Origin of the sequence: Thalassospira lucentensis (assembly GCF_011806425.1) — a bacterium.
GTDB classification, from domain to species: Bacteria; Pseudomonadota; Alphaproteobacteria; order Rhodospirillales; family Thalassospiraceae; genus Thalassospira; species Thalassospira lucentensis_B.
In genome coordinates, this window is the sequence record NZ_JAATOV010000005.1 from 202,826 (window position 1) to 228,550 (window position 25,725).

Sequence of the window (25,725 nt, forward strand, 5' to 3'; positions counted from 1 at the left end):
AGGCAACCATGTCCCCAATTTTGAATATTTCGGGCCTGCACAAGAGTTTTGGTCAAGTCGAAGTCCTTAAGGGCATCGACCTGACACTGCAGCAGGGCGATGTCGTTTCCCTTATCGGGTCTTCTGGTTCTGGCAAAACAACGCTGTTGCGCTGCGTGAACCTTCTTGAAGATTTTGAGCAGGGTGAGATTGAACTTGTCGGCGAAACCATTGGATATCGTGAAAGCAGCGGGTCGCAGCGCCGCCGATTGCCAGAACGCGAAATTGCGCGGCAGCGCGCAATGACCGGCATGGCATTTCAGCAGTTCAATCTGTTTCCGCATATGACAGCAGTTCAGAATGTCATGCTTGGTCTTATCAAGACCAAGAGAATGGCAAAGGACGAGGCACGTTCCGTTGCGGAAAAATGGCTTGAACGTGTTGGTATGGAAGCACGGCGGGATCATTTCCCGGGGCAGCTTTCAGGTGGTCAACAGCAGCGTGTGGCAATTGCGCGTGCAATCGCGATGAACCCGCAAATCATGCTGTTTGATGAAGTTACGTCTGCACTGGATCCCGAACTTGTTGCCGAGGTTTTGGCCGTCGTCCGCGATCTGGCGAATGATGGCATGACCATGCTGCTTGTGACGCACGAGATGCGGTTTGCACGTGACGTCTCGACCAAGGTCGTCTTTATGCATCAAGGACGGATCCACGAGGAAGGCACCTCCGAAGAAATGTTCGGGGCGCCTAAAACCGAACGTTTGCAGGGCTTTCTTGCAAATTCCCAAATTTAAGAATCTGGAGATAATAAATGAGCATCAAGAGACACGGTGTTGGTGAAGGTAAGGGCAGCGGTCAGAAAACATTACCGTTTGCCAAGGCCACCGAAGCCGACGGTTGGCTATATGTATCTGGACAAACCCCGATGCGCGGTGGCGAGGTTGTTGGGGTAGGGATTGTTGAACAGTCCCGTATCGCGATTGAGAATATGCTCAAGATTGTCGAAGATGCAGGTTACAGCGCTGCCGATATCATGCGCATTGGTGTCTGGCTCGACGATGCCCGTGATTTCTGGAGCTTCAATGGTGTCTTTGAAGAATATTTCTCTGATAATCCGCCCGCACGCGCCTGTGTTCAGTCATCTATGGTTGTGGATTGCAAAGTTGAGGTCGACTGCATTGCCTTTCGTAAGGCATAACATGCAGCAACAATTGTAAAAGACCGGTTTAGTGAGGGGTTTATGACAGAACGACAGATACGCAAGCGCGCGCGCGGAATTGATCGCGCGTTCGATATTCTCGATCATCTGCGGGACGTCAAAACCTCTCAGCGGCCTGCCGAGATTGCTCAGGCACTCGGCGCGCCGACATCCACGGTCTATGATTTGGTCGGCACACTGATCGATCACGGCATGCTTGAGGTGACCGACGCCAATGGATCTGTGTTTTTAGGGCGACGGGTCTATTTCCTCGGACTAGCGTATCGTGACTATTTTGACCTGACCCGACAGGCTGCGAGTGTCTTGGATGAAATCACATCCAATACCAAGGAAACGTCGCAGTTCTGTATGCTTGATGGCAATAAATATACTGTCGCCCTCCAACGCGAAGGCAGTCGCCCGTTCCGCATCAGTGCAGATGTCGGGGAGCGTACGGCCATTCCTTGGACCGCATCCGGGCGTTTGCTTCTTGGTCACCTTAATGATGACCAGATACGTGAACTTATTCCAGATGAAGACTTTATCCTGCCCAATGGACAGCGCATGAATTTCGATACCTATATCGCCGAAATTCGCCAGGCGCAGTTGGATCGGTTTTTCTCATTTGACAGCATCGTAGATACGTTCACGCATTGCTTTGCCGCACCCGTCTATGATCAGAATGGGGTCTGTTCGGCGACATTGTGCATTGTAGCCCCCAAAGAAGACGCACGTGACAATTTTGAACATTACAAGATTGCGCTTCAGGCCGCTGGCGACAAACTGTCTTATAACGCTTGAGTCTGCGATGTGATCTCTTGTTCGGGTTTGATCGGCATGCACTAAGCACGCCCGCTTGAGCCGATAACGGCGCAGCTAAATAGCGCAACATTATTTCCAAGAGATAATCAAGGCTATAAAGAAGAAGCGGCGGTTATCGCTTCCCGCATCGATAACCACCGCTTACCACCTTGAGAGGCCTACGGGGAGAGAGGACCCGTAGGAGAGAGACAAGCCATTTGGGGACAATATGCGAATGGGTTGCATTCGCGGGCTGTGTCGAGAACTGTTATAGGCAAGGACAAAACCGAACGCAAGTGAAAATCGTTATCAATTGCATAAAAGTTTTGGTTGATCGTGTGGTGTTGTAAATATCCCGACTAAGTTGCTTGGTTATAGCAGCGGTTTTCTGGGGTTTAGAGGGAAATTTGCGAATGGTTGGTTCGGTCGGATAAACAAAACCCGCACATAAAGCGCGGGTTTTCGGGGGCTTATATGTCGTAAGATCAGGCCTCAATCCGGCGTAGATGATTGTCCCAATGAAGCGATTTTAACGAAGAATCGGGCAGTTCAATGCGTTTTCGACGAATCGCATCCATCCGCCATCCTGTGCCAAGGCCGCTGGTGCCGACAAATTCACCGGTCCGATTCGTCGCGGCGAGGCCACAGCCGTCCGGGGCCGCAATATGCGTCAGGAAATTGTTGGTTTTGGCATCCCAGAACGTGATCAATCCGCCGCGTGGGCAGGAAATGCCAAATACTGTGCCCGATGCATCAAACCGCACCGATCCACAATATTGCACCATGCGGTGTTGCACGGTATCGGGGGCCTCCATCGGGCGGATGTCTTGGCCCGGTTGCCAGATGCCAACAAGCGGCACCTGATCGGTCAGCGCCCCTTGATATTGGAAGCCGGCGGCAATCGTGCCGTTCGATGCCACATCAAGGTGTCGAATGGAAAGCTGATGCCAATCGTGTTTCAGTGCTGCCTGATGGATCAGTTTCCCGGTTTTGCGATCAATGATCGAAAGGTTGGGTTCCATACTGCTGAGGTTAAGCGGGGTTCTGCCATCCTGATCGGGATGGGTATGAAGCCCACCATTGGCGATCACCAATTGTTCGCCACCCGGCATTAAATGCAGTTCATGCGGGCCGGTGCCAAAGCTGTTAAATTCGGCGATCCGGCGATACCCATCAACCGCATCCCAAACCGACACAACGCCGCGCGCATGATCAAAGTCATTTTCCGTGATGTATAAAAGCCGCCCATCATTGGAATAAACCGCATGGCCATAGAACCGGCGATTTTCCGGGCAGTGCAATTTGGCGCGCACATCCCCGGTATGGCGATCAAGGATTAAACCATAAAGACCCGGGCGGCGTTCGACCGCCGCAACATCAACGTGATTGGGGCGCAGGCCAATATCATGCCCGCGGCCGGGCAGGGGCCGTTCAAACAGGATCTTGCCCGATGCGTTAAAGGCACTGACATAATAGTCGTCATGATCGCCGGCACTGGCCGAAATATACACCGCACGGTCTTCAATTGATAGCGTGGTTGCGGCGCGCGCGATATCAAGCGGCAACAAGGTAAATGCCCCGCCAACCCCCATGAGTTTTAGAAACTCGCGACGTTGATGTCTCATATCCTGTCTTCCAATCAAAAAATCGATCCGCCCGTGATTTGAGTGCGGGGCTTAATCCCCATCAAGTGCGTTAAATCCGCCACCAAGATTGGTGTTGCCCCCAACATCGTTTTCAACAAGCGATGTCAGCAAATCAATCTGCCCGGCCAGATCAACCAGCTTTTGATAGCCATCAGGCTGATCAAGAAGTTCGGTGATCGATGGCGGCAATGTATCGAGCTGATCTTGCACCGTCTGCCAGTTCAGGCGGAACGAACGATCCAGAAGGCTGCTATCAATAAGGGCGGATAGCCCTTTGCCTTCTTGGCCAACATCCCCCCATTTGCCGTCATAAATCGCAAACAGCCCAATCAGGTTGTGGCTGATATTGCGAAGCGATCGTTTGGATGTTTCGCTTTCGCCGCGGCTGGCGGACGCGTCTTTGGCGTCGGTCCCAATCGGGCGTCCCAGCTTCTGACTGGAAATAATCAAAAGCCCCTCATGCAGGGCACGATAAAGATCGGTTGCGGCAAATTTGGCGGTCGCATAATCCATGCTGTCGGGGCCAGCGTTGCGCATGGCATCGGCAAAGGCCGGCCATTCATCGCGGACTTCACCGGTCAGGCGGACAAGATTGGTGGCAATCGCGCTGCCATATTGGCACAGAAAAACACCATCTTCGTCGGCGGCGATTAACTGATCGCTGTGTTTGTCATCAAACAAAACTTCCTCAAGTGCTGGAAACCCCTGAAGGGCGGCACTGGCATCGGACAGTTGTTTGGGATCGGTAAAGGCAGCCGGTTTATTAAACATCAATTTACGGAATTGGCGTGTGGCGGTACCATGCTTGTCGGGCCAATATTCAATATGCTGATCGCGCCCATTGGCGACCAACGGCCCCATGCGCCATGGCTGGATTTCCTGCCAGATATCCATTGCACTGTGAAAGTCGCCTTGGACTTCCAAAAGCCCATCCGCATCCGGATCAGAACAAAAATCCTTTAACCCATCGGCCAAATTCGACGTCGCCCCGTTTAGCTCATCAAGCTTGGGCGGCATGACTGTACCCAAAAGATGTTCAAGGATCGGGCGATAGTTTTCATCGGGGATATCAGCATGGGCCTTTGGGGCGGTGGTGCTGATCAAAAGGGCGGTCGCCGTGGCAAGCAAGCTCGTGGTGCGCCAGCAGAATTTTAAGGACATATGTCTTTTCCGAATATTCACGTGATTTCCAAGGCAGATGCGGACTTCGATGGTCGGCTGGCGGGTCAAAGCGACTTTAAAAATGCCAGTAATTTGCTGCGGTCAGACGATGGCAATTTTGTGACCGCATCGCGGGCTGGGCCTGCTTCGCCGCCATGCCAAAGGACGGCCTCAAGAATGGTCTCTGCGCGGCCATCATGCAAGAATTGCGCGCGGGCATCGATGCTTTTTGCGCGCCCAATCCCCCAAAGCGGCGGGGTGCGCCATTCCGTTCCCGATGCTTGTGCTTCGGGGCGGTGATCGGCCAATCCTTCGCCCATGTCATGCAGCAAAAGGTCCGTATAGGGCCAAATAACCTGGCCCGATTGTTCTGGCATATCATCGCGTTTGGGCAATTCATAGCGCGGCGTATGGCATGATGCGCAGCCGATCGCATCAAAGATTTCCTGACCTGCCAAAACATCCGCGTCCCCGGCGTTGGGTCGCACGGGCGGGGCAATATTGCGGGCATAATATTTCACAAGGTCGGTGATCTGTGCGTGGGCTTCCAGGTTGTTAAATTCCGGGCTGTTGCCATTGGGCGCGTTTTTACAAAGGGTTTGCGCATCGGTGCAATCACCCGCCCCGTTGGGATAAAGCGGGGTCGAAAGGCCAATATCAAACTGAAAGGCGTTCTGGTTTTGCTGATCAAGGGTCGGCATCCCGGCTTTCCAGCCAAACCGTCCAATCGCCAAATCCTGCTTGGTGATGTCCCAAACGTAATTGACCCGCCCGGAAATGCCATCGCCGTCCCGGTCCTGCGGATCGGCGTTGGCCAGAAGCGTTTCATCCGAAATGGCTTCTAGCAAACCCAAACCGATCATCGCCGGGGCAAGGCGCGGGGAAACCATAATATCGGGATGAGGCGGGCCATAGGCCAAGTCGGTCATGCCATAGGTTGGCTTGCGCAGGTTCACCACTGTGCCATCAGCAAGGGCAACCGGCGCATTTTCATAAGAAACGGTCACGCGGCCCTCGGCGGGGATGCCGGGGATGGAAAAGTCCTGAAACTGGCCGCCATAAACCGGGTCGGGAATGGTTGACCGTTTGCCGTTTAAATGATCGCGCAGCTGATCGATATTTTGCGGGGGGATCGACAGGCGCAGCAACATGGATGTTGCGCCGGCATCCGGATCATTTTCATCCACCGGATGACCCCGGCCATTACGGATATGACAGCCGCTGCATGCGCGCGAATTAAACAGCGGCCCCAGTCCGTCTGCCGCCCTGGTGCGGGTCGGTGCCATCACCCACAGACGCTGAAATAGCGCTTCGCCCAGCTTGAAGTCCATCCGCTTTTCAAAGGGCATATTGGCCGAATAATGCGTAAAGGCATTCCGGCCGTCGGGTTTAAGCCATGTTGTGTCCCCCCCCGGATAGGCTGAACTTCCGGCTTCTTGTGCGGTTGCATGATGCATCATCGGGGGTATCCCAACGGCAAAAAAGCCAACAACACACATACCGGCAAGTCGAACTAGGTCGGCAGCAATCGGACGGGAAAGGGCACGTTTCATGGCGGTCTTCTTATGGGTTGGTGCAATCATAAGCAAAAACGGCGGGAGAAAACATCTCCCGCCGTTTGGTGCCGTAAAAAGGCAGGTATGCGGTCAAAAGGCTTAGTTGACAGCAGTCGGATTGTCGAGGCTGTCGGAACCTTCGAACTCGATACCGTCAATGCCAATGGCCGGAATGATCTGTTCGATCGATTTGGTCTGATCAACAAGGCTATCAACAAAGGCCTGAACAACAGCATTGCCGTCGTCATTGCCCATTGCGATCAGCTGATCAAATGCTTCGCCCTTATCTGCGCGGGTCACCATGGCTTTGCCAGCCAGAACCGATGCCGCCAGTTTGCTGCGAAGTTCCGTATCAAGATCGGCATTTGATGCCGCAACCATATCGGAAAGCGACGGACCTTCGACAACCGAACCATCGACACGGGTGTAACGGCCGAGATAGACATTCTGAATGCCAAGCGCATCGTAGAAGTGGCTGTTATGGGTGTTGTCAGAGAAGCAATCATGCTCTTCTTCCGGATCATGGAGCAACAGACCAAGCTTGGTACGCTCACCACCCAATTCACCATAAGAAAGCGATCCCATGCCGGTCACGATTGCGGTCAGGCCCGGAACACCGTCGCCTTCAAGAACGGTTGTGCGTGCTTCGCCGCCATCAGCCCACTGCTTGGTCATCCATTTAAGATCAGACACCAAAAGATCGGTTGCAGCTTTCAGGTACGCGCCACGACGATCACAATTGCCGTTGGTGCAAGCATCGCCTTTGGCGTAATCGGTCCATTCACGGTCCCCATTGCCAGCGTCGGTACCATGAAGGTCCTGACCCCAAAGCAAGAATTCAATCGCGTGATAGCCGGTTGCGACATTGCTTTCGACGTCATCAATTTCGTGCAGGCCTTCGATCAGGTCTGCATTGATTTTTGATGCATCGATGGTTTCGCCGGAAATGGTCAAGGTCGGATTGGCGATGACATTGGCGGTATAGGCCGGGTTTTCTTCGCTTTCTTCGCCGTAAAGGTCGGTTTCGACATAGTCGATCAAACCTTCATCCAGCGGCCATGCGTTTACCTTGCCTTCCCAATCATCAACAATGGCATTGCCAAAGCGATAAACTTCGGTTTGCTGGTAAGGCACGCGTGACGCCAACCATGCCGATTTCGCTGCGTCAAAGGTGAACTCTGACGGATCAGCAATCAGGGCATCAACCGCGGTCTGCAGTTTCTGCGCGGTGACGACTGAATCTTCGTAACCTGCATGCGCGATATCGGCATAAGTGGTCAGAACGTCTTTTGCAGCCGGGGCGGCATAAGCCTGCGCGCCAAGGGTCGACACCAACGCGGCCGTCCCCAAAATTTTAGCGATTTTCATCGAAGTCCCCATCTATCCCTGAATGGTGAGCCAAGGGCAAAAAGCCCTGCGGACCAGAACAGCAAAAAAGCCGACGCAGGATAGAAATTGCGCAGCCCATGCGGTGCCGTAGTCCATTGCTTCTTTCTAGTTGATACTGCTTTTGATAATGATTTTCAATTGAAGAATCTTCTTATGTTCATTTTTTTGGTTTTTGGGCGCGTAATAGGCCGATTTATTGTGGTCATCTGTCCTGAACTGGGCATTATGACGATTGCGTATCCCGCACGCAGTTACACGCCGATTTAAGTGCCAAAGAGGACGAAATGATACACGCATCAACGCCAGAAAAGCCATCGTCTGAAACCAAAGTCAAACTGTGGGATTTTCCAGTGCGTCTGTTTCATTGGGCGCTGGTGGCGGCCGTTGTGACCGCCTGGTGGAGCAACCAGCAGGTGATGATTGATATTCATGCCATCGCTGGATACAGCGTTCTGACCTTGGTCATCTTTCGAATTATCTGGGGCTTTGTCGGCAGTTCGAACGCACGCTTTGCATCCTTCTTGGCCGGGCCAAAGCGGGTTTTGGGATATGCCGCGAAAGTGCCAAAGGGTACTGCTGCCGAATTAACCTATGCCGGGCACAATCCGGCAGGTGGCTGGATGGTTGCGGTACTGTTGTTGCTGGTCGCAGTACAGGCCGTAAGCGGCCTTTTCACCAGCGAAGATACCTTCCTGTTTTTTGACGGGCCCCTTGTTGCTTATGCCAGCTCGGATGTGGCAAGCACCATGAACTGGATCCATCATAACAATATCAATTTGATCTATGCCGCTGTTGGCTTGCACGTGTTTGCCGCGTTTTTCTATTTGGTGGTGAAACGCGAAAACCTGATTACGGCAATGATCACGGGGGCACGCAAAGTCCCGACTGAACTTGCGGGCATGTTCGCCAAAATCCGCTTCGCCTCGCCATTGTTGGGCATTGGCATTTTGGTGCTGTGCGGATTGCTTGTGTGGGGCGGGGTGACCCTCGCACGCGGCTAATCTGGTTGATCCGCTATAATATAAAAGGCCCCCTCCACTGGTTGTATGAAGGGGGCCTTTTTTCGATGGCTCAAAGCAAACTGTGTTGCTTTGCTGGGTTTTGCTTATTTTGAACGATACTCGTCGTGGCAGCCTTTGCAGCTTTTGCCAAGATTGCCCATGGCAGCACCCATCGCCGATTTGTCACCGGCGGCTGACGCCATTGCTAAGGCAGCTTCTTTAAGTTCCGGGAACCGGTTGGCAAAGTCATCCCAGTCTGACCAGACTTTGTCCGTCGCGGTGGTTTTTACCGTCGCATCCGGGGTTTTCGGCTGAAAGGCGGATGGGGCAACTGTTGCGGCATAGGCGATACCATTTGCCAGGTTGCGCACAACCGGGTCGGGAAGGTCGCATTTACCTTTCAAATAGCAGCCCAATGTCCCCATTGCGCCGCCAATGCCATCCATCAGCATCTGCCGGTCTTGAACGGTTTGATTATCCATCATCTCGTCAGCGTTGGCTGACATCGACATCATTGATCCGGCGGCGATCATCGCGCCGAGCATGCCTGCGGTCACAAGGTGCTTCATAGGGCTCTCTCTATGTTGGTTTTGCGGTCTCTCTGATGGTCTTGCAGGCCTTAATATTATTAGCATTAAAGCAAGCATCTTGTTGCTTCTGGCCCGTCTGTCATCATAGTGTCCCAGTTGCGCCCCAAAAACCAGAATCACAAGCGCGTGAAAGCAAAGATTTTTCAACGCGTGCGATTAAAGGAACTGCCTCAATGTCTTCTGTCGCCCCCAGCGTCGCCACAGGCACCCCGTCAGATGCGGATGAAACCGCCATTCACGAAGGCCGCGCACGTGCACGTGCCGTTATTCGCGATTGGGATTTGACCCGTGCGTATATTAATGGCGAATGGCGCGACGCGGACAGTCGGGAAAAGCTTGATGTCATTGATCCGGCCAAGGGCGATGTGATTGGTGCGGTGCCGTTTATGCGCACCTCAGAAGCCCGTCGTGCGATTGATGCTGCCCACGATGCCTTTCCTGCATGGTCAAGGCGTCTGGCCAAGGATCGCGCGGCAATGTTGCGCCGCTGGCGTGATCTGCTGGAAGCCCATCAGGAAGAACTGGCATCCTTGATCACGCTCGAACAGGGCAAACCCTATGATCAGGCGCTGCGTGAAGTGGTCGGTGCGATTGCCTATGCCGAATGGTACGGCGAAGAAGCCAAGCGCGCCTATGGTCAAACCATGCCCGCCACCCAACGTGATCGCCGCGTTGTCGTGCAAAAGCATGCGGTGGGCGTTGTTGCCGCGATTACGCCGTGGAACTTCCCACTGACCATGGTGGTGCGTAAATGCGCCCCGGCATTGGCCGCGGGCTGTACGGTTGTCGTTAAACCGGCCGAAGATACCCCGTTATCGGCATTGGCTGCCGCCAAGCTTGCCGAACAGGCAGGCTTCCCGCCCGGCGTCTTTAACGTTGTCACCGGTCTGCCCCAACCCATTGGCGAGGCCCTGACAGGGGACAACCGTGTTCGCATGTTGTCGTTTACCGGTTCGACCGAAGTCGGCAAACGTTTGATGGCGCAATGTGCGCCCACCGTGAAAAAGCTATCTCTTGAACTTGGCGGCAATGCGCCTTTTATCGTCATGGATGATGCGGATATTGATGATGCCGTCTCTGGTGCGATGATTTCGAAATTCCGCAATAGCGGCCAAACCTGTGTCTGTGCCAACCGCATATTTGTTCAGGACGGCGTCTATGATGCCTTTGTCGAAAAGTTCATCGCGGCAAGCAACGCCCAAACCATCGGCAATGGCTTTATTCCGGGCATGGACCTTGGCCCGCTGATCAATCGTCAGGCGGTGGCAAAGGTCGAACGACTTGTGCAGAACGCGAAAAAGGCTGGCGCGACCCTGCATTACGGGGCGGAAATCCCAAAAATTGGTCATTTCACCCGTCCGCTGGTCATGACCGATGTGCCATTGGATGCCGATTGCTTTAACGAAGAACTCTTTGCCCCGATTGCGCCGATCTATCGGTTTGATACCGATGATGCCGTGATCGAACTTGCCAATCGTGTGCAGACCGGTTTGTCGTCTTATCTTTACAGTCGCGATGTCGGACATATTCAGCGCATTGCAGATCGTCTGGAAACCGGCGTTGTCGGTATCAATGACGGCACCACCAGCCACGAAGGCGCGCCGTTTGGTGGGGTGAAGGAAAGTGGGCAGGGCCGCGAAGGCGGTCATTGGGGATTGGAAGAATATCTTGAACCCAAATACCTGAACTATGCGTTGGGCGGTTCATAACCCAATACCTATCTAATTCGGGTCAAAATCCCGTAAAATACCAAGATCGCAAAACGGCAATATCATTGGATGGTATTGCCGTTTTGTCGTTTTTAATAAGCTATGCGAAATTGTGGGTCGGGACTCTAACGAAATATCGATACGATTTTGATCGCCATTGGCCCATAACCCGCATGGTTTTGGGCATTTTTGCATATCTGTTTTTGCACGGTCACATCTCTGAACCCCTTATCAGTAAGCGGAAATATAGAAGTATTACAGGTCTATTTCAGTTTGTGCGAAAACAGCGTCAGAAAAAGATCAATGAATCGAGTGTCTTATTTGTCATGAGACAATTATGCGCCAGACGCATGGGGCAATTGTGTCATAAGTGTTTCATGATATGCGTCAGTTGCATGGGTGAGCTGATAAATCTCTGCTCGTAGGGATCATGAAACAGGCGTACATCGGGTTCAACGAAGTCAAACACCAAACCCAAGCGCAAACAGCGCGTGATGCTTTTGAAAGGATACGGCCATGAACGCCTATCGTAATTATGATCTGGTTGCTATCGAACGTGAAGCGGAGCGTCTCCGTGCAAAAGCAATGCAGCAGATGCTCGTTGCTCTGGTCCGCAAAATCGGCGCGCTGTTCGGTTCGAACCACAAACCGCATGGCGGCGTTGCTGCCGGCGCTTAATCTAAGCGTACGAAAAATTCCGGTGCCGGTTCGTCCGGTATCCATAAAACACCCTTGCAATCCTCCCTTGCGAGGGTGTTTTCGTATGTGGGCTTCACCTTCGCCCGCGGGACGGTTATGAATGGGGCATCACATCCATCATCCGTCAGAACCGGAGACGCCCGTCCATGAAGCTTGCCCATTATGCCTTTGGCGAAGAAAACCGTGACAACGGCACCATCGTAATTGTCCATGGTCTGTTTGGGCAGGCACGCAATTGGACGGCGATTGCCCGGCGTCTGGCTGAAAAGTACCAAGTCGTTACGGCTGATTTGCGCAATCACGGACGATCCGATTGGGATATGGATATGACATATCCAGCCATGGCCGGTGATCTTGCCGAATTGATCCGTGAAGTGTCAGATAAGCCGGTTCATCTGATTGGCCATTCGATGGGCGGCAAGGCATCCATGGTGCTGGCACTTTCGCAAAATGCCCAAGATGCCGGTTTGGTATCCGACCTTGTGGTCGTTGATATTGCGCCGGTGGTCTATGACCATGACTACACCGATTTCATCACCGCCATGCGGGCTGTTGATTTTGATGCGGTTTCGCGTCGGTCCGAAGTGGAAGATGCTCTGTCATCCGGGGTCTCAGAAAAAGGCATACGTCAGTTCCTGGCGCAAAATGTGTCAACCGATAAGGAAACCGGCAAAATGGCCTGGCAGGTGAATATCGATGCCATGGCCGAACATTTGGCCGATATCACGGGCTGGCCGGAAAGTGATCTTGCCGATCAGTATGATGGCGACGTTCTATTTATTTCTGGGGCCAATTCGCATTATGTCGATCCCAACGACCGCGATCACATCAAGTCCCTGTTTCCCAAGGCGGCCTTTACCAGCATCAAGGGTGCTGGGCACTGGGTCCATGCCGAGAAGCCCGAAGCCGTTCTTTTGACCTTGTCAGCATTTTTAAACCGCTAAGACCGTTTGGGTTCAGCGGTTTGTTGTTCCCGATTTTTTTGGGGGAAGGGGCTGGTGCCCTCACCACGGCAGCTTTTCACCGTCATAGGCGTAAAAGCCGCCCGATTGCTTGGCATCAAGGCCATCAATCACGTTCAGCATATTCGCGGTGGCTTGATCAGGTGTCTGCACGTTTAAGCCCGATTTGGCAAACGGGCCGGAAAGGCCTGTATCCACCGTGCCCGGATGCAGGGCAACACAAACCGCGTCGCGTTTGGTACGGCCGATTTCAATCGCGGTGCATTTCACCAATTGATTAAGCGCGGCCTTGGCGGCGCGATACCCGTACCAACCGCCCATGCGATTATCGCCAATGCTGCCAACCTTGGCAGACAGGGTGGCAAACACCGATTTGCCATCGCGCGGCAGAAGCGTGCAGAAATGCTTCATCAAAAGTGCAGGCCCAATCGTATTGATCATAAATTGCTTGGCCATATAGTCGGCATCAATATGACGCAGCGACTTTTCGGGTTGAAACTGCGCATCATGCAGATATCCGGTCGCATCAATGATCAACCGAACCTCGCCATCCAGATCACGCACATGGGCCGCACAGTCAGCGACACTGTCAGGATTGCCAAAATCCAATGCCGGATCGGTTTTGCGTGAAAAGCCGATCACCTGCGAAAACCGTTTGCTGGCCTTAAGATGCGTGACAAAGGCCTTGCCGATCCCGCCCGTCGCACCGATGACAACGGCAATTGATGGCGCGCTTGTCGCAGATGTGGCGGCGGCAAAGCTTTCAAGTTTTGGCGTATCAATATCGGTATCGGTCACGGTCTGGCTCCTGACATCCGGTTGTGGCGTTAAGCACCTAGCTGTCTACGCACACAGACCGTGATTGGTTTTGCCAGCGCCAAAAGCACAGCGGCTTTCAGTCAGTCCTTTTGGTCTAAATCTTGCTGGCTTGGGCCGTCTTGATCGTCCTTGGGTGGTGGGTTCCAATGGCGATCACCATGAATTTTGTCTTCGCGTTCATCACGCATCAGCTCAAACAGGGTTTTGGTCTGGGCGCGCATGGTGTCGATATATCCCTTATCCACCCCATGCGTGTTCCAACGTTCGCGCAATTTACCAAGAGTTTCATAGTCATGGGCGCGAAAGGCGCGCTTTTTACGTTCCGCCCCAAATGGATGCAGGCCAAGCTCAATCAACGCATCGCGACCAAGGTTCAGTGCACTGTCAAACGTTTCGCGCTGAACGCAATGCGCCCCGGCATTTTCAAGTTCATAAACATGATGGCGATCATGGGCACGGGCCAAAATCCGGACATTGGGATAATGTTTGGCAACATGGGCGACCAAGGATGTCAGTTTGTCGCGGTTATCGATTGCGGCGACAAAAAGCTTGGCATTTTCAATGTCGGTGGTGCGCAAAAGGTCCGGTCGGGTCGCATCCCCGTAATAAGCGCGAAAGCCAATCTGGCTGAGGTTTTCGACCACTCCCGGATCATGATCAAGCACAATCACATCATATCCATTGGTCGCAAGAAGACGGGTGACGATCTGCCCAAATCGGCCAAGTCCGGCAATCACCACCGAACCGGTTGTTTCAATCGTGTCAGGCGCACGGCGCGCCCCCTTAACCATACGCGGTGCCAATATCCGTTCATACAGGATAAAGCCAGCCGGGGTCATAAACATGGTCAGGGCCACAACCAAGGTCATTTTAGCAATCAGGTCATCGGGCAAAACGCCAATACCCGATGCCAAGCCAAACAGGACAAAGGCAAATTCACCCGCCTGCGCCAAACCAATCGCAAACAGCATCCTGTCCGCCCCGCGCAGGCCAAAGATGCTGCCGATGGCAAACAAAATGACCGTCTTGATCAACATGATGCCAAACGCCAAGCCGATCAGGGTGGTGGGTTGTTCAAACAGCAGGCCAAAATCAATCCCGGCCCCAACGGTCAGGAAAAACAGACCCAGCAACAATCCCTTGAACGGTTCGATATCGTTTTCAAGTTCATGGCGATATTCGCTATCTGATAAAACCACCCCGGCCAAAAACGTGCCCAACGCCGGGCTCAGCCCGATGGACGTCATCAAAAGCGCAATCCCAATCACCAGCATAAGGGCCGCTGCGGTAAAAACTTCGCGCAGGCGTGATTGGGCAATAAACCGGAACATCGGCCGAATAAGGTACCGCCCGCCAACCATGATCGCAGCGATGGCTGCGATAATCACAAGGGGCTGCGCCCAATCTGGTGCTAAATGAAGCAACAGCGCGCTTTGCGTGCCAACCGCGTCGGCATCGACCGTGTCTGGTGTTAGCAATGGTAACACTGCCAACATTGGGATCACCGCCACATCCTGTGTCAGCAATACCGAGAACGAACTTTTACCACCTGCCGTACCCAGCCAGCCCTTTTCGGTGAATGATTGCAAAACAATTGCCGTTGATGACAGGGCCAAGACCATGCCGATGGCAACACTGGCCTGCCAAGACAACCCAAATGCAAAACCAATTGCCGCAATCACCGCCGTTGTGCCGGCCACCTGCAATCCGCCAAGGCCGATCAATTGGCCGCGCATCGACCACAACATGGACGGGCGCAGTTCCAACCCGACGATAAACAGCATCATGACAACGCCAAACTCGGCAAAATGCTGAAGGTCGGTGGTTTCTGCCCCGACAACGCCAAGGATCGGGCCAATCACCACCCCGGCAATCAAATAGCCAAGCACGGATCCCAGACCAAGGCGCTGGGCAAAGGGCACCGTAATCACCGCGGCCACCAGATAGACAAATGCATGCGAAAGGATATCCATCATCCATTCTCCGGCGTGATGAAGCTTTGCAAATCGTCGGTCAGGGTCAAGGCATCCTTGGCTTTGTCAAAATCAATCCGGTCATGAACAAGCGCGGTCAGGAAGTTTTTCCATTGCGCAACCGTATCAGACACCTTGTTTCCCGCGCGCAGCGAAATGGCGTCAAAGGTGGCATAAGGCGCGATATAGCGCATATGGCAAAGCTCGGCGGTGCGTTCAAACGGCATCAACAACGTCCGAAGTTCCGCCCGGTTAATCCCATCGGGGGTATAGCCCGCCCGTGGTGTGCCACACGTCACCGCATTAAACATCACTTTGCCCCGAAGCGCTGTGCCATCCGCGCCATAGGCAAAGCCATATTCCAAAACAAGGTCAATCCATTCCTTGATAATGGCGGGTGCTGCGTACCAATAAAGTGGATGCATCAAGATAATGACGTCGTGATCGCGCAACACCGATTGTTCGCGCGCAATATCAATATCGAACTGCGGATAGCGCGCATAAAGATCAATGCAGGTCACCCCCTTGGTCGCCTGTGCGGCCGCAAACATCGGCGCATTGACCTCTGATCGGTCCAGACGGGGATGGGCAAACAGCGTTAACACGCGCGCCATTGGTGTCTCCGTTTTACAAATCTTCTCACTTCTATCTCGTGGTTTTAGCGCGATTGTGCGCTGGTGCGAAGCGCTAAGGATAGGGATTACCGCATGTGCGCGGGAATGATGTGGGGTGGCGACATGTCACTGTGCAAATTTACGTCAAACCGTTCACATCTGGGATGGCGGGGCGTCGGAACGGGGTACCTGTTTTATCCCCAACCAAAGGAATGCCAAATGGCATATGTTTTTACCCAAGCCGCCAATAACCAAGCCATTGCTGAATGTGAATGGGGCAAGGCCTCTGAAATCATGTTCACCGGATTTTCGTCCTGCATCGGGATCATGGCGATCAAGGATAATGAGGTGATTGGGGTGCATCTGCCATTGCGCGATGCCAGCAACGCGGTCACGGATGCTGACATCGATACTGCAATCGGCCTGCTTGACGGCGGCACGTCCCCGGTGGTGATCGGATCGATCAGCGCGTGGAAGGCATCAGCAAGCAGCGTATATCAACATTTGGTCGATACCCTAAAGCCGGTTGATCAGTTTTCTTATGGCGACGGAACCTACGGCGGCGAAATCAAAAACGGAAAAATTCAGCCGCGCTATCAACTGAATTAACTGACGATATTGATCATATCGCACAGCACCAACAAAAAGCCGCCCGGCCAGTGATGGCATCGGGCGGCTTTTTTTTATGGGTTGTCGTTCAAGACTGCCTATTCGGCGGCATTGATATGTTTGACGTTTGGCGCACTGCGTTCGCCTTTGCCCTCAAGGTCGTGGCGGCGGATGAATTCCTTGATCCGCGGGCTGATCTGTTCGCGCCAGCGACGGCCGTTAAACACGCCGTAATGGCCAACACCCTGCTGCATGTGATGCATGCGCATATTATCGGGCAGATTGGTACACAGTTTATGTGCAGCCCGGGTCTGCCCCATGCCGGTAATGTCATCACGTTCACCTTCGACCGTCAAAAGGGCGGTCTTGGTGATTGCCGATGGATCAACCGGAACACCTTGCCAACGCATGGTGCCATTGGGCAGGTTGTGATCATGGAACACGACCTTGATGGTCTGCAGATAGAACTCGGCGGTCATGTCCATCACGGCAAGATATTCGTGATAGAAGTTCCGCTTGGCATCGGCGCTTTCGCCGTCACCTTCGACCAGGTGCATGAACATGTCATGGTGGGCCGAAACGTGGCGATCCCAGTTCATGGCCATGAAGCCCGCCAATTGCATAAAGCCCGGATAAACGCGGCGCATGACCCCGGTATTGGGCAGGGGCACATGTGAAATCACATGGCGTTCAAACCATTCCAGATCATGCTGTTCGGCGAATTTGTTGACCTCGGTTGGGTTTTCACGCGTATCAACCGGTCCACCCATCAGCGTCATGGATGCTGGTTGGCATTCTTCATTCCCCGCTGCCATCAACGATGCCGCGGCCATCACCGGCACGGATGGCTGACAGACGGCCATCATGTGGGTGTTCGGGCCAAGCTTGCGCAGGAACTGCATGACATAATCGATATAGGTATCAAGATCAAAGTGACCCAGATGCACCGGCACCGTGCGGGCATCGACCCAGTCGGTGATATAAACGTCATGATCGGGCAGCAATGCCTCGACCGTGCCACGCAGCAAGGTTGAAAAGTGCCCTGAAAGCGGGGCGACAATCAACAGGCGCGGGTCATCAGGCTGGGTTTTCAGATGACCGGTTTCGCGCTTGAAATGCAAAAGATTGCAGAACGGTTCGCTGTGAACGATTTCTTCGGTGATCGGTACGATTTCACCGTCAATCGTTGTGGTGTCCAAGCCAAATTCTGGTTTGCCATAACGATGGGTGATGTGGGTAAACATGTCGAACGCTGCCGCGGCCGCACGTCCCGGCTGGGTGTGGGCAAACGGATTGGCCGGATTGCGCAGCCACTTTTTATTGGCATCTGCTGCCATACGCAGCGGGCTAATTGTGGCGTGCTGCAATTCATACAGGTGGTACAGCATTTACTCTCACTCCGGGTGACGGGGCACGGAAAGCCCAAAGGTCACCAGTTTTGTTTACGGCTTTTCATCCTGTTTTTTATCACGCACAGGCATTTTGAAATACGTGGCGGGCACTTAAACGATCTTTGGCGATGTCATCTCGGGGCGCGCAAAAGCAGCGCGATTTTAGATATTCGATAACCGAAATATGACAAAGCCGCTTCGATCCGTACAGGTTTTCATAATACTCATAAAGTATGATGAAATCCCAAAGGGCCTATTTACACAGTGATTCAATCGAATTTAGGCGCCAATGTCGAGTAAAATTTTTGCGTTGCGGTGTAAGTTGCTGCAATGCAATATAAGTTTTACTCTAAATGGGCGAAACCACCTGTGTTCCCAAACCCTAAGCGCGTGGCAAAGTCTTTTGGCGTCGGGCTCAGCACGTCGTTAATCGCCCGACGAATTGCCCAATCATTCTGCCAACGCTGATTGCAGGTGGGGCTGGGCGGGCCACAATTCAATGATGTTCGTGACGGATAAGACAAGCAACGCGATTGAGCGTTCCGGGGGCAAAGGTGCCGCTTACGGTGTTGGGGCATCATACTGACGGTTTGGACATGGATCGGTGATCTAAAACGGTCTGACGTCAGATAAAAAAATGGCGCTGCCGTAGGGAATACAGCAGCGCCAGTACAATCAGTTCAGTGCGGATTAAAGTGCGGAGATTACGAAGCCCATGGTCGATCAACGCATGTTGGGGGATCAGGGCATGGGGGAAGTCTGACCGGCAGACGGGACAGGTATGGGTGCGGGGTAGCCTGCCGGTCAGGTGCCCTTGATGGACATGCGTCCGGGCCTCGTAAATTTTAAAGCGTTAAGGATTAGATCAAACTGCGCAGGGTCTGTGCCATGCCAAGTCCAATCACGAACAGGAAAAATCCTGTGCTGCCAACCACAGCAACAGTGCTGCAAAGCTCGTTTAAGCGGGTTGGGTTCTCGATCAGTTTCAGCATGGTTTGTCCTCCTCAATCTGTCTGTCAGGACAATAGCGTTCTGATTTTGTTCCGGCAAGAACAAAGTTGGAACAAAAGTCTGATTTTTATCGTAAGTGTTTGTAATATATTGCAAAAATATTGTTCTAAAATGTTCTCATTTTTGATGGGGAATGAGAACATCTGTACCCAAAATGGTTTGCGCGGTTGAATGTAGCCCGCAGAAAACAGGGCTTTTGCGCGAGTCTTCATAAAAGAAGCCAAGATCGCCGTTCTTTTGTGCGTTCTTTTGGCTTTTGTTCTGATCTGACGGCTGGGGCAGGGTGGGGACCATTGGCATTTGATCGCCATGGATTAGAATCGATTCAATTTGTATAAAATCAAATTGTTGCGCGATAGACTGACACGATTAGAATGGGCGGTGTTCGTAACGGAAAGAGGCGATTTTGCGACAAACTGTTACGGTTAAACCAAATTTCGGTAAAGCGGGCCAACGCGGACTTGAACGCAGTAGTCTTGCCGATGGGGATCGTGTAACAGTTTGGGGTGCAAATCGCCGATACAGCCATGCTGATCAGGACTCAGGATGGTTGTCTGGAACGATTGAAACGACGGAACGGTTGCTTGCAACGGTTAAACAAGGTGCCTTTGATGCGCGCGGCCAAGATGCGATGGTCAAACGGCCGATCTGTTTAACTAAAATGAGACGCCATGTGCGAAGCCCGATGAACAGGGTTCATACGGTGCCGCGATGGTAAAAACACCGACAGAACCGGCATATCCGGTGCTGTTTTCACGGTAAATACCGTGTCCCGATCATCTGCCCGAACGGCTAAAGTCCGGGATCCCACCTAGATGACGGGAAGGAAACGTTGGAAGGCTAAGGGCAGAATGAGACAAAGGCTTAAACATCGTATTGCTGATATCGTGATATTCGGTGGGACCGGAGATTTGGCACTACGCAAACTTTTCCCCGCACTTTATGAAATGGAGCGAACCGGGCGTTTCGATGATGCGTCCCGTATCTTTGGCGCATCGCGCAGCGCGCATAGCGACGAAGAATTCCGGGCCAAGCTTGAAGAAGCGGGCAAAAAGTTTATCCCAAAAGGCGAATTTGACGCCGAAACGTGGGAAAAATTCGCCAAACGCATTTGCTATGTTCAGGTATCGGCTGGCGACGAAGCCGGGTTTAAAACCCTTTATGAAAAACTGTCCGATCAGCCAGATCGCGACCGGGTTTATTATTTCTCGACCAGTCCGTCCTTGTTTGCCGATATGGCCTTTAACCTGAAAAAGGTTGGCTTGGTGACGCCTAATTCGCGCGTTGTCCTTGAAAAGCCGCTGGGCCACGATCTTGATAGCTGCCGTGAAATCAACGGCCAGATCGGTGAAGTTTTTGCCGAAAACCAGATTTTCCGTATCGACCATTACCTTGGTAAGGAAACGGTGCAGAACTTGATGATTCTGCGCTTTGCCAATGCGATGTTTGAACCGCTTTGGAACAGTGGTCATATCGACCATGTCCAGATCACGGTTGGCGAGGAAGTCGGTGCCGAAGGCCGCTGGTCTTATTATGACGATGCCGGTGCGATGCGCGACATGGTGCAAAACCATATGTTGCAGCTTCTTTGCCTTGTTGCGATGGAACCGCCCTATGTCCTTGATCAGGACGCAGTGCGTGATGAAAAGGTTAAGGTGCTTAAGGCCCTTATGCCGATCAATGACAGCAACATCGATACATCCACCGTGCGCGGCCAATACCGTAAAGGGGCCGTTGGTGGCAAAGAAGTTCCGGGCTATCTGGAAGAAGAAGGCGCCAATGTCGACAGTACGACAGAAACCTTTGTGGCCATCCGCGCAGAGCTGAACAACTGGCGCTGGTCCGGGGTTCCGTTCTATTTGCGGACAGGCAAACGCTTGCCAAAACGCCATTCGGAAATTGTCATACAATTCCGCGATGTGCCCCATCAGATCTTCCCGCTGGCAAAATCCATGACCAATTATCAGGCCAACCGGCTTGTTTTGCGTCTGCAGCCTGATGACGGCATTCACCTTATTCTCAATAACAAAAATCCGGGGCCGGGCTTGGTGCGCTTGCGTCCAACGGCTTTGAACCTGTCCTTTGCTGAGGCATTTGGTGGCCGCAGCCCGGATGCGTATGAACGTCTTTTGCTGGATGCGATTGATGGCAATAACACGCTGTTTGTTCGTCGCGATGAACAAGACATCGCGTGGCAGTGGGTCGATGCCATCCAAGAAGCGTGGCAGAACAATCACATCACGCCAAAGGGCTATACATCAGGTACCTGGGGGCCGTCGGCCGCCATTGCGTTGATTGAACGCGATGGACGTACCTGGAACGAAGAAGCCGGGTTCTAGCATGGGCAAAGGCGCGTTGGATGGTCAACGCGCCTTGCTTTGCTTTTGCCAACACCCCAATTTCGGGATGAAGAAATGACAAACGAACGCATTTTCCAAAGCGGCGAAGAAATGCTTGCGGCGATGGTCAAGGAAACCATCGAACGGCTTGAATTTGCCATTGCAACCCGTGGCCATGCCAGCATTGCCGTCGCCGGTGGACGTTTCCCAAAACCCTTGTTCCAAAAACTGTCAACCGCGCGCCTTGATTGGTCAAAGGTCACCGTGACCCTTGGCGATGATCGCTGGGTGGGGCTTGATGATGATCAGTCCAATGAAAAACTGGTCCGTGATCATCTGTTTATCAACGAAGCCCAGCACGCCCGGTTTGTGTCCCTTAAAACCCCCGACAGCAGCCCGGAAGACGCGGTAAACACCGTCAGTGCGCGTTTGCGCACCGAACTTCATTGGCCGTTTGATATTGTTTTCTTGGGGATGGGTGATGATGGTCATACCGCATCACTTTTCCCATCCTCCGCCCCCGAAGCCCTGCGTAAAGGGCTTTATCCCGAACATGGCGAACTTGTTGTTGCTGCGCGCCCGACCGTTTCCCCGGTCCCGCGCATCAGCATGACATTGCCCGCCATCCTCAACGCCCGGTACATTGGGATCCATATTACCGGACAATCCAAATGGTCGACCTTTGAGACCGCGAAAAACGGCACCAATATCGAAGAGATGCCGGTTCGCGCCATCTTGCAACAGACTGACGTTCCCGTCGATCTGTGGTGGAGCGCCGAGAACCCGAAAGGCTGAACCCCATGAAACGTGAAATAGATCAGATTACCAAACGCATTATCGAGCGTTCCAAACCAACCCGCGAAGCCTACCTTGCCAAGATCGAGGCCGCCGCGTCCGATCGTCCGCATCGCGCCAGCTTGTCATGTGGCAACCTTGCCCATGCATCCGCAGGCTGTAGTGCCGCGGATAAGGAACGCATCAATGATGATGACGGTGCCAATCTTGGCATCGTGACGTCCTATAACGACATGCTGTCGGCGCATCAGCCGCTTGGCGTCTATCCAGATCGCATCAAAAAGGCCGTTTACGAAGCAGGTGGTACCGCGCAGGTTGCCGGTGGCGTTCCGGCCATGTGTGATGGTGTGACCCAAGGCCGCCCAGGGATGGAACTTAGCCTCTTTTCACGCGACGTGATCGCGATGTCGACAGCGGTTTCCTTGTCCCACGATGTGTTTGACGCCGCCCTTTATCTTGGCGTGTGTGACAAAATCGTACCGGGTCTTGTGATGGGGGCGTTGTCTTATGGCCATATCCCGGCGGTGTTTGTGCCCGCTGGCCCGATGCCATCAGGTCTTCCGAATGATGAAAAGGCCCGCGTGCGTCAGCTTTATGCGCAAGGCAAAGTTGGTCGTAAGGAACTGCTTGCAGCCGAAACCGCCTCTTATCACAGCCCAGGGACGTGCACATTCTATGGCACGGCAAACTCCAACCAGATGCTGATGGAAGTCATGGGCTTGCATCTTCCGGGGGCGGCATTTGTCAACCCGAACACCGATCTTCGCGATGCCCTGACCGACGAAGCCGCACGTCGCGCGCTTGCGATTACCAAGCTTGGCAATGACTATCGCCCGATTGGTAAGGTTCTTGATGAAAAAGCCTTTGTGAACGGGATTGTCGGTCTGTTGGCAACCGGTGGGTCAACCAACCATACGCTGCATTTGCCCGCGATGGCGCGTGCGGCGGGGATTGAGCTTCGCTGGGATGACTTTGACGAATTGTCGCGTCTGGTGCCGCTTCTGTGCCGCGTTTATCCGAACGGTCAGGCCGATGTGAACCACTTCCATGCTGCTGGCGGTATGGGCTTTGTCATTTCCGATCTTCTGAAAAACGGCATTCTGCACCCGGATCTGGAAACCATCCACACCGGTGGCATGGCGGCCTATGGCACGGAGCCGTATCTTGACGAAGGCAAACTGGCATGGCGCGATGCGCCGTCAGACAGTCAGGACGAAGACATCCTGCGTCCGACCGAAAAGGCGTTTAGTGCCGATGGTGGTCTGCGCATGTTGTCTGGGAACCTTGGCCGTTCCGTGATCAAGGTTTCTGCCGTTAAGCCGGAAAACCGCGTGATCGAAGCACCCGCCGCCGTGTTCACATCGCAAGAACAAATGATGGAGGCGTTTAAAGACGGCAAACTTCATCGCGATGTGATTTGTGTTGTGCGTTTCCAAGGCCCCAAAGCCAATGGGATGCCTGAACTGCATAAACTCACACCGCCGCTCGGTGTGTTGCAGGACCTTGGCTATAAGGTTGCCCTTGTCACCGATGGTCGTATGTCTGGTGCATCGGGCAAGGTTCCAGCCGCCATTCACGTGACCCCAGAAGGCATGATGAACGGACCGATTGCCAAAGTTAACGATGGTGACATCATCCGTCTTGATGCCGAAACCGGTGAATTGATCCTCAATGTGACCGAGGAAGAATTGGCCAAGCGTGACTTTGCGACCTTTGACGACAAGGCATCCCATCAGGATGGCTTTGGCCGTGAATTGTTTGGTGTCTTCCGCAACAATGTTGGGTTGGCGGAATATGGTGCCAGCGCCGTCCTTCCGGGGGAGGCTGAAGTCGCGTAATGCAGCTTGTCGGTGATATTGGCGGGACCAATGCCCGCTTTGCCTGGCTTGATGATGCGGGGAATCCCCATACGCCAATGACATTGCCGGTGCGTGACTATGCCACCATCGGCGATGCCATGCGCGATTTCATGGTCAAAACCGATTGTTCGGATTTGCGTGAATTCGCCGTGGCGGTGGCGTGCCCGGCCATGGCAGATGAAATCAAATTCACCAACAATCCGTGGGTGTTTTCCAAGGATGCACTTAAGGCCGAATTCAATCTGGATCGCCTTGTGGTGGTCAATGATTTTACCGGCCTTGCCATGTCGGTTCCCTATCTGGGCGGCGAAGACCTGATTACGCTGTTTGACGGTCCGGGCCGTCCCGGTTTGCCCTTGGCGGTGATCGGGGCAGGGACCGGGCTTGGTGTTTCGGGATTGTTGCCCCACGAAGGGCACTGGTTGCCGATCCAAGGCGAAGGCGGGCATGTGACCTTGCCCGCAGTGGACGCGCTTGATTTTGAAATCGTCAAATTCCTGACGGCGGAATTGGGCCGGGTGTCGGCGGAACGCATTTTGTCGGGTATGGGGATTGAGAACCTGTACCGCGCCCTTGCTGCCATTGATGGTCTTGATGTGGCACCCAAAACCGCTGCTGAGGTCGTTGATGGCGCCCTGCAAAGCCATGATCCGCTGTGCCTTAAGGTGCTTGATCGGTTCTGCCTGTTTATGGGCGGGGTTGCAGGTGACCTTGTGCTGACCCTTGGCGCGTTTGACGGGGTGTTTATTGGCGGGGGCATTGGTCCACGGATTGCCGATTACATGAAACAAAGCGGCCTGAAAGAGCGGATGATCGCCAAGGGCCGTTTCCATGATTTAATGAATGATGTGCCGGTGCGCCTGATGACGGCGAAATACCCGGCCCTGATCGGTTGTGCCAAAATTCTAACGGCCTAACCGGCAAACAAAAGGAAGTTTTTATGAGCCTTTCATCACGCGAAATTCTGTCCAAAGCCCCGGTTGTTCCGGTTTTGGTGATCGAAGATGCCAATGATGCTGTGCCGCTGGCCAAGGCGCTGGTTGCTGGTGGATTGCCAGTGCTTGAAATCACGCTGCGCAGTGCGGCGGCCGAAGAAAGCATCAAACGCATCATCGCCGAAGTCCCCGATGCAATCACGGGCGCCGGTACGGTGATCAATGCCAAGCAGATGGAACGCATGGCTGAGATTGGCTGTGCCTTTGCCGTTTCCCCGGGCCATACCGATGGTTTGTTAAAGGCAGCCAAGGATACGGGGGTTCCGTTGTTGCCCGGTGCGGGGACGCCGTCGGAAATCATGAACCTGATTGATCATGGCTATGACATTTTGAAATTCTTCCCGGCTGAACAGCAGGGTGGGGTGTCGATGCTTAAAGCCCTTTCGGGGCCGCTGCCCGATGTCAGCTTCTGCCCGACAGGTGGTGTTTCATTGAATAATCTGGCCGATTATTTGAAATTACCGAATATTATCACCGTCGGCGGTTCGTGGGTTGCCCCCAAGGATGCGGTCAAGGCCGGTGATTGGGACACGATTACCAAGCTGGCACAGGAAGCAACCGACAAGGTCAAAGCCCTTCGCGGGTAAGTTTTCGCCAATTGTATGACAAATAAAAAGGGCCCCGCG

General features: G+C 53.4%; 23 protein-coding genes. 13 read left to right on the forward strand and 10 right to left on the reverse strand.

Annotated elements, in window-relative coordinates; translation table 11 throughout:
• Positions 1-8: 8 nt before the first annotated feature.
• The 3 genes from HCZ99_RS15990 to HCZ99_RS16000 are packed head-to-tail and all read left to right on the forward strand — an operon-like array spanning position 9 to position 1,981.
• The gene (locus HCZ99_RS15990) at positions 9-776 is read left to right on the forward strand and encodes an amino acid ABC transporter ATP-binding protein (RefSeq protein ID WP_167448025.1); all 768 of its coding nucleotides are present in this window, start codon (positions 9-11) and stop codon (positions 774-776) included.
• Between the two features lie 17 nt (positions 777-793).
• Positions 794-1,180: a RidA family protein gene (locus HCZ99_RS15995; RefSeq protein ID WP_167448026.1), complete on the forward strand. Its 387-nt coding sequence runs from the start codon at positions 794-796 to the stop codon at positions 1,178-1,180.
• A gap of 42 nt (positions 1,181-1,222) precedes the next feature.
• The gene (locus HCZ99_RS16000) at positions 1,223-1,981 is read left to right on the forward strand and encodes an IclR family transcriptional regulator (protein WP_167448027.1); all 759 of its coding nucleotides are present in this window, start codon (positions 1,223-1,225) and stop codon (positions 1,979-1,981) included.
• Positions 1,982-2,466: 485 nt separating this feature from the next.
• On the opposite strand, the gene HCZ99_RS16005 is transcribed toward HCZ99_RS16000, so the two are convergent.
• From HCZ99_RS16005 to HCZ99_RS16020, 4 genes are all read right to left on the reverse strand, one after another.
• Positions 2,467-3,606, reverse strand: a complete 1,140-nt coding sequence (locus HCZ99_RS16005) for a DUF1513 domain-containing protein (RefSeq protein ID WP_167448028.1) — start codon at positions 3,604-3,606, stop codon at positions 2,467-2,469.
• 51 nt (positions 3,607-3,657) lie between these two features.
• A complete protein-coding gene (locus HCZ99_RS16010; protein ID WP_167448029.1) occupies positions 3,658-4,788 on the reverse strand; it encodes an imelysin family protein in 1,131 nt (376 codons plus the stop codon).
• Positions 4,789-4,853: 65 nt separating this feature from the next.
• Positions 4,854-6,341, reverse strand: coding sequence for a di-heme oxidoreductase family protein (locus HCZ99_RS16015; protein ID WP_254869657.1), 1,488 nt, complete (start codon positions 6,339-6,341; stop codon positions 4,854-4,856).
• 102 nt (positions 6,342-6,443) lie between these two features.
• On the reverse strand, positions 6,444-7,712 hold the full coding sequence (locus HCZ99_RS16020) for an imelysin family protein (protein ID WP_167448030.1): 1,269 nt from the start codon (positions 7,710-7,712) through the stop codon (positions 6,444-6,446).
• A 305-nt stretch (positions 7,713-8,017) separates the two neighbouring features.
• On the opposite strand from HCZ99_RS16020, the gene HCZ99_RS16025 reads away from it, so the two are divergent.
• Positions 8,018-8,734, forward strand: a complete 717-nt coding sequence (locus HCZ99_RS16025) for a cytochrome b/b6 domain-containing protein (protein WP_167448031.1) — start codon at positions 8,018-8,020, stop codon at positions 8,732-8,734.
• Positions 8,735-8,838: 104 nt separating this feature from the next.
• Here the strand turns inward: HCZ99_RS16025 and HCZ99_RS16030 are convergent, their stop codons facing one another.
• Complete coding sequence (locus HCZ99_RS16030; protein ID WP_167448032.1) at positions 8,839-9,303, reverse strand: c-type cytochrome; 465 nt, start codon at positions 9,301-9,303, stop codon at positions 8,839-8,841.
• Positions 9,304-9,497: 194 nt separating this feature from the next.
• Here HCZ99_RS16030 and HCZ99_RS16035 point away from each other — a divergent pair, with 194 nt between their 5' ends.
• From HCZ99_RS16035 to HCZ99_RS16045, 3 genes are all read left to right on the forward strand, one after another.
• Positions 9,498-11,033 (forward strand): NAD-dependent succinate-semialdehyde dehydrogenase, encoded by a 1,536-nt coding sequence (locus tag HCZ99_RS16035; RefSeq protein WP_167448033.1) that lies wholly within the window; start codon positions 9,498-9,500, stop codon positions 11,031-11,033.
• Positions 11,034-11,549: 516 nt separating this feature from the next.
• Positions 11,550-11,711 (forward strand): RSP_7527 family protein, encoded by a 162-nt coding sequence (locus HCZ99_RS16040; protein ID WP_167448034.1) that lies wholly within the window; start codon positions 11,550-11,552, stop codon positions 11,709-11,711.
• 167 nt (positions 11,712-11,878) lie between these two features.
• Positions 11,879-12,676, forward strand: a complete 798-nt coding sequence (locus HCZ99_RS16045; protein WP_167448035.1) for an alpha/beta fold hydrolase — start codon at positions 11,879-11,881, stop codon at positions 12,674-12,676.
• A 60-nt stretch (positions 12,677-12,736) separates the two neighbouring features.
• Here the strand turns inward: HCZ99_RS16045 and HCZ99_RS16050 are convergent, their stop codons facing one another.
• The 3 genes from HCZ99_RS16050 to HCZ99_RS16060 form a co-directional block, all read right to left on the reverse strand.
• On the reverse strand, positions 12,737-13,492 hold the full coding sequence (locus tag HCZ99_RS16050) for an SDR family NAD(P)-dependent oxidoreductase (protein WP_368484275.1): 756 nt from the start codon (positions 13,490-13,492) through the stop codon (positions 12,737-12,739).
• Positions 13,493-13,593: 101 nt separating this feature from the next.
• Positions 13,594-15,489: a monovalent cation:proton antiporter-2 (CPA2) family protein gene (locus tag HCZ99_RS16055; protein WP_217701519.1), complete on the reverse strand. Its 1,896-nt coding sequence runs from the start codon at positions 15,487-15,489 to the stop codon at positions 13,594-13,596.
• Positions 15,486-16,100, reverse strand: a complete 615-nt coding sequence (locus tag HCZ99_RS16060; RefSeq protein WP_167448036.1) for an NAD(P)H-dependent oxidoreductase — start codon at positions 16,098-16,100, stop codon at positions 15,486-15,488. The genes HCZ99_RS16055 and HCZ99_RS16060 overlap by 4 nt, the downstream gene beginning before the upstream one ends.
• A 219-nt stretch (positions 16,101-16,319) precedes the next feature.
• On the opposite strand from HCZ99_RS16060, the gene HCZ99_RS16065 reads away from it, so the two are divergent.
• Positions 16,320-16,709, forward strand: coding sequence for a hypothetical protein (locus HCZ99_RS16065; protein WP_167448037.1), 390 nt, complete (start codon positions 16,320-16,322; stop codon positions 16,707-16,709).
• 98 nt (positions 16,710-16,807) lie between these two features.
• Here HCZ99_RS16065 and HCZ99_RS16070 read toward each other — a convergent pair whose 3' ends face one another.
• Together HCZ99_RS16070 and HCZ99_RS20845 are read right to left on the reverse strand one after the other, a co-directional pair.
• A complete protein-coding gene (locus tag HCZ99_RS16070) occupies positions 16,808-18,097 on the reverse strand; it encodes a polyhydroxyalkanoate depolymerase (RefSeq protein ID WP_167448038.1) in 1,290 nt (429 codons plus the stop codon).
• 863 nt (positions 18,098-18,960) lie between these two features.
• The gene (locus tag HCZ99_RS20845; RefSeq protein ID WP_022733176.1) at positions 18,961-19,092 is read right to left on the reverse strand and encodes a hypothetical protein; all 132 of its coding nucleotides are present in this window, start codon (positions 19,090-19,092) and stop codon (positions 18,961-18,963) included.
• Positions 19,093-19,962: 870 nt separating this feature from the next.
• Between HCZ99_RS20845 and zwf the strand changes: the two genes are divergently transcribed.
• The 5 genes from zwf to HCZ99_RS16095 all read left to right on the forward strand — a co-directional run bounded on the left by zwf (position 19,963) and on the right by HCZ99_RS16095 (position 25,686).
• Positions 19,963-21,450 carry a glucose-6-phosphate dehydrogenase gene (zwf, locus tag HCZ99_RS16075; RefSeq protein ID WP_167448039.1) on the forward strand — a complete coding sequence of 496 codons (1,488 nt, stop codon included), beginning with the start codon at positions 19,963-19,965 and terminating at the stop codon, positions 21,448-21,450.
• Positions 21,451-21,525: 75 nt separating this feature from the next.
• Positions 21,526-22,245 carry a 6-phosphogluconolactonase gene (pgl, locus tag HCZ99_RS16080; RefSeq protein ID WP_167448040.1) on the forward strand — a complete coding sequence of 240 codons (720 nt, stop codon included), beginning with the start codon at positions 21,526-21,528 and terminating at the stop codon, positions 22,243-22,245.
• 5 nt (positions 22,246-22,250) lie between these two features.
• Positions 22,251-24,083, forward strand: a complete 1,833-nt coding sequence (gene edd / locus HCZ99_RS16085; protein WP_167448041.1) for a phosphogluconate dehydratase — start codon at positions 22,251-22,253, stop codon at positions 24,081-24,083.
• Positions 24,083-25,021, forward strand: coding sequence for a glucokinase (gene glk, locus HCZ99_RS16090; RefSeq protein ID WP_167448042.1), 939 nt, complete (start codon positions 24,083-24,085; stop codon positions 25,019-25,021). The genes edd and glk overlap by 1 nt, the downstream gene beginning before the upstream one ends.
• A 23-nt stretch (positions 25,022-25,044) precedes the next feature.
• On the forward strand, positions 25,045-25,686 hold the full coding sequence (locus HCZ99_RS16095) for a bifunctional 4-hydroxy-2-oxoglutarate aldolase/2-dehydro-3-deoxy-phosphogluconate aldolase (protein ID WP_167448043.1): 642 nt from the start codon (positions 25,045-25,047) through the stop codon (positions 25,684-25,686).
• The last annotated feature ends 39 nt before the right edge of the window (positions 25,687-25,725 follow it).

What these genes read in the sequence shown, in the direction of transcription:
- HCZ99_RS15990 (WP_167448025.1), top strand. Translation starts at nt 9, where the DNA reads ATGTCCCCAATTTTGAATATTTCGGGCCTGCACAAGAGTTTTGGTCAA.
- HCZ99_RS15995 (WP_167448026.1), top strand. Translation starts at nt 794, where the DNA reads ATGAGCATCAAGAGACACGGTGTTGGTGAAGGTAAGGGCAGCGGTCAG.
- HCZ99_RS16000 (WP_167448027.1), top strand. Translation starts at nt 1,223, where the DNA reads ATGACAGAACGACAGATACGCAAGCGCGCGCGCGGAATTGATCGCGCG.
- HCZ99_RS16005 (WP_167448028.1), bottom strand. Translation starts at nt 3,606, where the DNA reads ATGAGACATCAACGTCGCGAGTTTCTAAAACTCATGGGGGTTGGCGGG.
- HCZ99_RS16010 (WP_167448029.1), bottom strand. Translation starts at nt 4,788, where the DNA reads ATGTCCTTAAAATTCTGCTGGCGCACCACGAGCTTGCTTGCCACGGCG.
- HCZ99_RS16015 (WP_254869657.1), bottom strand. Translation starts at nt 6,341, where the DNA reads ATGAAACGTGCCCTTTCCCGTCCGATTGCTGCCGACCTAGTTCGACTT.
- HCZ99_RS16020 (WP_167448030.1), bottom strand. Translation starts at nt 7,712, where the DNA reads ATGAAAATCGCTAAAATTTTGGGGACGGCCGCGTTGGTGTCGACCCTT.
- HCZ99_RS16025 (WP_167448031.1), top strand. Translation starts at nt 8,018, where the DNA reads ATGATACACGCATCAACGCCAGAAAAGCCATCGTCTGAAACCAAAGTC.
- HCZ99_RS16030 (WP_167448032.1), bottom strand. Translation starts at nt 9,303, where the DNA reads ATGAAGCACCTTGTGACCGCAGGCATGCTCGGCGCGATGATCGCCGCC.
- HCZ99_RS16035 (WP_167448033.1), top strand. Translation starts at nt 9,498, where the DNA reads ATGTCTTCTGTCGCCCCCAGCGTCGCCACAGGCACCCCGTCAGATGCG.
- HCZ99_RS16040 (WP_167448034.1), top strand. Translation starts at nt 11,550, where the DNA reads ATGAACGCCTATCGTAATTATGATCTGGTTGCTATCGAACGTGAAGCG.
- HCZ99_RS16045 (WP_167448035.1), top strand. Translation starts at nt 11,879, where the DNA reads ATGAAGCTTGCCCATTATGCCTTTGGCGAAGAAAACCGTGACAACGGC.
- HCZ99_RS16055 (WP_217701519.1), bottom strand. Translation starts at nt 15,489, where the DNA reads ATGATGGATATCCTTTCGCATGCATTTGTCTATCTGGTGGCCGCGGTG.
- HCZ99_RS16060 (WP_167448036.1), bottom strand. Translation starts at nt 16,100, where the DNA reads ATGGCGCGCGTGTTAACGCTGTTTGCCCATCCCCGTCTGGACCGATCA.
- HCZ99_RS16065 (WP_167448037.1), top strand. Translation starts at nt 16,320, where the DNA reads ATGGCATATGTTTTTACCCAAGCCGCCAATAACCAAGCCATTGCTGAA.
- HCZ99_RS16070 (WP_167448038.1), bottom strand. Translation starts at nt 18,097, where the DNA reads ATGCTGTACCACCTGTATGAATTGCAGCACGCCACAATTAGCCCGCTG.
- HCZ99_RS20845 (WP_022733176.1), bottom strand. Translation starts at nt 19,092, where the DNA reads ATGCTGAAACTGATCGAGAACCCAACCCGCTTAAACGAGCTTTGCAGC.
- zwf (WP_167448039.1), top strand. Translation starts at nt 19,963, where the DNA reads ATGAGACAAAGGCTTAAACATCGTATTGCTGATATCGTGATATTCGGT.
- pgl (WP_167448040.1), top strand. Translation starts at nt 21,526, where the DNA reads ATGACAAACGAACGCATTTTCCAAAGCGGCGAAGAAATGCTTGCGGCG.
- edd (WP_167448041.1), top strand. Translation starts at nt 22,251, where the DNA reads ATGAAACGTGAAATAGATCAGATTACCAAACGCATTATCGAGCGTTCC.
- glk (WP_167448042.1), top strand. Translation starts at nt 24,083, where the DNA reads ATGCAGCTTGTCGGTGATATTGGCGGGACCAATGCCCGCTTTGCCTGG.
- HCZ99_RS16095 (WP_167448043.1), top strand. Translation starts at nt 25,045, where the DNA reads ATGAGCCTTTCATCACGCGAAATTCTGTCCAAAGCCCCGGTTGTTCCG.